Source organism: Deferribacterota bacterium (genome assembly GCA_034189185.1).
In the GTDB taxonomy this organism is placed as follows: Bacteria; Chrysiogenota; Deferribacteres; order Deferribacterales; family UBA228; genus UBA228.
This window is the reverse complement of record JAXHVM010000126.1, coordinates 1-5,262: the sequence shown is the minus strand read 5'-3', so window position 1 is coordinate 5,262 and position 5,262 is coordinate 1. Positions and strand designations below refer to the sequence as shown.

The window sequence follows — 5,262 nt, the reverse complement described above, 5'->3', positions numbered from 1 at the left end:
ATTAAACCCTTATCTTCTATCCTATTTACTACTTTTAATTTTGCCTCTATGTAATTATTAAAATTTTCATACCTATCTAAATGATCTAAATCTATATTTGTAATAATTAGTCTTTTAGCTTTAAATAGCTTCAATAATTCTATCTGAAAACTACTTAGTTCAACTACATAATAATCATGTCTCTCTTTATCTACTACATCTGTAAAAGGTTTGCCTATATTCCCACAAAGGACAGCATCCCTACTAAATGCATGTAATATTTGTTCTAAAAGATAAGCTGTTGTTGACTTGCCATTTGTTCCTGTAACAACAATAATTTTCTCTGGATCATTTATCAAAGAATAGGCTAGATCAATCTCGCTTATTACTTTATCTCTATCAATCATAGGATATTTTTTACAGTCAATCCCTGGGCTTACAACAATGAGATTAAAATCTTTTGAATCTAAATCTAGAATATTTTTTACTCCATATAATGAATCATCAAATACCTCAATTACATCAGCGCCCCTGTTTCTTAAAATTATTTCTGATGCTTTACCACTTTTACCATAACCCAATATTGCAACCTTCATAACTACCTCAATTTCAATGTACTTAGAGCTATTAATGCAAAAATAAATGATATAATCCAAAACCTAACGATAATTTTTGGTTCAGACCAATCTTTCATTTCAAAGTGATGGTGTATTGGTGCCATCTTAAATAACCTCTTCCCCCTCGTTGCCTTAAAGAAAGTTACTTGCAATATAACCGATAGTGTTTCAATAACAAAAACAATCCCCACAATTGCAAGAACTATCTCTTGTTTTGATATTATTGACACTGTGCCAAGGGCACCCCCAATTGACAAACTACCCATATCTCCCATAATCACAGAGGCTGGATATGCATTAAACCACAAAAAGCCTAAGCCCCCACCTACCATAGAACCACAGAAAATTGAGAGTTCACCACAATTTCTAACATATAAAATATCTAGATAATCTGAAATCTTTACATTGCCTGCAACATAAATAAAAACAATAAAAGTGCCAAAGGCTATTACTGATGGCATAATTGCTAAACCGTCTAATCCATCAGTTAAATTAACAGCATTTGCTGCCCCAACAATTATGAAAATAGCTAATACATAATAAAAGTACCCTACATCAAAAACCCACGTCTTGATAAATGGCAAAGCCAACTTGGTAGCATTCCCCGTTGAATCAACCATTACAACCATATGTACAGCTAAAATGGCCAAAATAACTTCAATAGTAAATTTTAATTTTGCGCTTAAACCAAAAGGTCTCTCTAAAACTGCCTTCACATAATCATCAATGAATCCTAATATACCCAATGATATAAATACAAATAAAACTATCCAAAGATAACTATTCCTTAGGTCTGACCACAGTAATGATGAAACAACTGCGCTTATAATTATAAGTAGCCCCCCCATTGTAGGGGCTTCTTTCTTCGTTTTATGACTTTCAGGTTCAAAACCTTTAAATTTTTGACCAATATTGAATTTTCTTAAAAGACTAATTATTAAAGGCCCAAAGATAAGAGCCAGTACAAATGCAGTTATTATGGCATAAACAGTCCTAAATGTTATATATCTAAATATATTAAAAATACTATAATAGTCTGATAATGGATAAAGCAAATTATACAACATTTACTTTCTCCCCTAATGACTTTAACGGCCCAATAAGTGTATCAAAACTTTCTCTTCTTGAAGCTTTAATCACTATATATGTAGTTTTAGTATGTGTTAATAAGCCTTCGACCTTACTAATAGCTCTATTCTTTTCATCACAATATTGAACATTTATAAGATCCCTAAATTTTAAGTAATTATTGCCCACCAACACAAAACTTATATTTTTCTTATTTTTTACTATTTCGTATAGTCTATTATACAAACAATCTTCATAACCATCTATCTCCGCCATTTCACCAAGTACGAATATTTTATTGACATTTTCAATCTCATCTAAAGAATCAATAGAAGTTACTATAGAGTCAAAGGAAGCATTATATGTATCATCTATGATTTTTATTCCACCACTTTTTATAATATCACCTCTACCATCAAGGGCTTTAAAACAAGATAAGGCATTATTAATATCTTTTTTATTAATTTGGTTGTTAAAGGCAATTCCAATTGGGGCTAGACTATCAAAGACGAATTGTTTATATATATGCCTTAAAGAAAAATCAAAAGTATAATCAGATATATTTACTAAATAACTTATATGGTTTTCTTTAATATAATAATCCAGTAATCTAATATATGCATTATCCTTATAATTGTTTGTAAATGTAAAAATTGATAAATCTTTATTAATCAACTCCCTATATCTCTTATATAAATTATATTCGGTCCATAAAGTTTTAACGGAATCAGGTTTCGCAATAGATAACTTTTCCCTAGCTAATAAATCTTCATTCTTAAAGTTACCTATATGGGAAAAGCCTATGTTAGTAATAATAGCTAGATCAGGTCTTATATAATTAGAAAGCTGTTCAATCTCCCCAAAACTATTTGTTGCAATCTCAAAAATTGCAAAATCTGACTCAATATCAAGATTAGCTGCATTCAGATAAGTACCTAAGAGGTTGTTATAATTTTTATAGGATTTATAAACCCTATATTTGACTCCTAAAATTAAAGATAACAACTCCTTTGTTGTAGTTTTTCCTGCAGAACCAGTTATAGCTATAATCTTCCCCTTATATTGTTTCAATTTTTGTTTTCCAATACTTTTTAATGCTCTCAATGAATCCTCTACTAATATTTTAGCTCCATTAACTTTTCTATAAGCATCCCTGTCATCTAATATCACAAAACTAGCTCCCCTCTCTAATGCATCAACTGCAAAATCATTTCCATTTAAACGATTCCCCTTAATTGCCACAAAGACATCATTTTTCTCTACACATCTACTATCCATAGTAATCTTTTTATAATTCAGTAAATTATTTAAATTATTATAAGTAATTAAACCTTCAATATCCTCTAATAGCACGTTCATCAATATTCTCACCTAATATATCTCTTAACATTAATCTATCATCAAAAAAAACTTTCTTATCTTTAACAATCTGATAATTTTCATGGCCTTTACCAGCGATTAATACTATATCTCCTCTTTTAGCTAGTGAATAAGCTATAAAGATTGCCTTTCTTCTGTCTTTTTCAACTATTACACTCTTTTTATTATTTATACCTTTACGTATATCATTTATTATTTCATCTGGATTCTCATTCCTGGGGTTATCATTTGTAACAATGATTATATCAGCAAATTCGCTTGCAATTTTACCCATTCTGGGCCTTTTCATTTTATCTCTATTGCCGCCACATCCAAAAACTAAAATTAGCCTATTTTTTTTAAAACCCTTTAATGTAGATAGTACATTTTTTAATGCATCATCAGTGTGAGCATAATCAACAAAATAATAGATACCATTATCTACAATTTTTTCTAGCCTTCCAGGTATATTATTCTGCCTTTTTACCCCCTTGATTATAACACCTAACGGTATATTCAAGTTTGTGGCAGTTAATATTGCTGCCATTATATTATAAAGATTATGTCTTCCTATTAAATTAGACTCTACATTAATAGATTTACCAAATAAAACTAACTTTGCCTTAGTTAATTCTAAAGAGAATTTAGATTTTGACACATAAAGGTCTGCGCCCTTATCAAAGGAATATGTATATTTTTTTATCTTTACATTTTTATACAACCTAAATCCATAAATATCATCTATATTAATAACCCCACTTTTCGAATATTTATTTGTAAATAGTTGTCTTTTAGCTCTAAAATAATCCTCCATATCATAGTGGTAATCTAAATGATCACCTGTTAAATTTGTAAATACTGATATATCAAATTTAAAACCATATAACCTATATTGTTTCAATGCATGAGATGAAACCTCTGTTAAAATATACTTTATTTTTTTATCTTTGGCTTTTTTTAGACAGGAGAAAAACTCATATGAAGATGGAGTAGTAGTTGAACTTTCTATAACCTCATCATCTATAGTATAATTAACGGTGCCAATTCTAGCATATTTTTCGCCGTATTCTTCTAATATACTTGAAAGAAGATATGTGATTGTTGTTTTTCCATTAGTACCTGTGATCCCTACAGAGACAAAGTCGCTCTCATCTACACTAAAATAGTTCTTGCATATCAGTGCTAGCGCCTTTTTAGCATCTTCAACAAGTATATAGGGGTATCCATTGATACTCTTTTCACAGACAAAAGCAATTATTTTCCCACTTTTATAGAATTCTTCTACAAATTGATGAGAATCAACGTTTGTTCCCTTATAAAGAACACACAAAGAATTCTCTTTTATATCATTTGTATTAAATGTGATATCATCCACATCAATACCTAAAAGATTGTTATCGCTAATAGCTTTAATTGTCACTCCCTTTAGCATCTCTCTTATTTTCATCTCAAAGCCACAATATTTTTATTGCCTAAATGTTTGTATATTGCAATTTGCTCAGCAATCTTTCTAAAGGTCACTGCAGCAGTAGAACCACCATAAATCGATTTCTTTGGAGAATCATATAAAACTATCATAGCATACTCAGGGTTTATTAAAGGAAAATAACCAACAAAAGATGCAATATAATCTTTAGTGGAATAACTATTATTATGGATATTAAATTTTTGTGCTGTACCAGTTTTTCCCGATATATCTAAATACTTTAATTTAGCATTACTCCCTGTTCCTTCTAATACAACATTTCTTAATATTGACTTCATTATATTTGATGTATTAGTAGAAAAAATCCTTCTATATTCAGTGTCTAAATACTTTTTCCTGCCCTCTAACGCCTTAATTATCTTAGGTTTCATCAATAGTCCACCATTTGCTATGGCTGCATAAAATCTCAAAATCTGAATAGGTGTAACCAAAATTTCCTGACCAATTGAAATAGAATATTTTGAAAGATTCGACCACCTATTAAGATCCCTAACTAACCCACTTTCCTCATTAAGACCATATATCCCTGTTTTTTTACCAAAACCACATATTTTCAAATAATTATATAGCTTTATAGGTTGAATCCTTTTAGCTAACTTTACCATCCCAATATTACTTGACTCTACAACAACATCATAAATATTTAGACTACCGTGGGGCTCTACATCGTTAAAAATATTCCCTGAAATCCTATAGGAACCATTCTCGCAATCTATCCTTTCATGTTCATTAATCAATCCATTATCAACTAAG

Annotated in this window: 5 protein-coding genes; all 5 read right to left on the bottom strand. The window is 29.9% G+C overall.

Annotated elements, in window-relative coordinates; translation table 11 throughout:
• Positions 1 to 575 (bottom strand): Mur ligase family protein (locus SVN78_08150; protein ID MDY6821576.1); only part of this gene is annotated, 575 nt, incomplete at its 3' end.
• 2 nt (positions 576 to 577) lie between these two features.
• Positions 578 to 1,663: a phospho-N-acetylmuramoyl-pentapeptide-transferase gene (gene mraY, locus SVN78_08145; protein MDY6821575.1), complete on the bottom strand. Its 1,086-nt coding sequence runs from the start codon at positions 1,661 to 1,663 to the stop codon at positions 578 to 580.
• Positions 1,653 to 3,023, bottom strand: coding sequence for a UDP-N-acetylmuramoyl-tripeptide--D-alanyl-D-alanine ligase (gene murF, locus SVN78_08140; protein ID MDY6821574.1), 1,371 nt, complete (start codon positions 3,021 to 3,023; stop codon positions 1,653 to 1,655). The genes mraY and murF overlap by 11 nt, the downstream gene beginning before the upstream one ends.
• Positions 2,998 to 4,470, bottom strand: coding sequence for a UDP-N-acetylmuramoyl-L-alanyl-D-glutamate--2,6-diaminopimelate ligase (locus SVN78_08135; GenBank protein ID MDY6821573.1), 1,473 nt, complete (start codon positions 4,468 to 4,470; stop codon positions 2,998 to 3,000). The genes murF and SVN78_08135 overlap by 26 nt, the downstream gene beginning before the upstream one ends.
• On the bottom strand, positions 4,467 to 5,262 hold a 796-nt coding region (locus SVN78_08130), incomplete at its 5' end, for a penicillin-binding transpeptidase domain-containing protein (protein ID MDY6821572.1). The genes SVN78_08130 and SVN78_08135, both read right to left, overlap by 4 nt.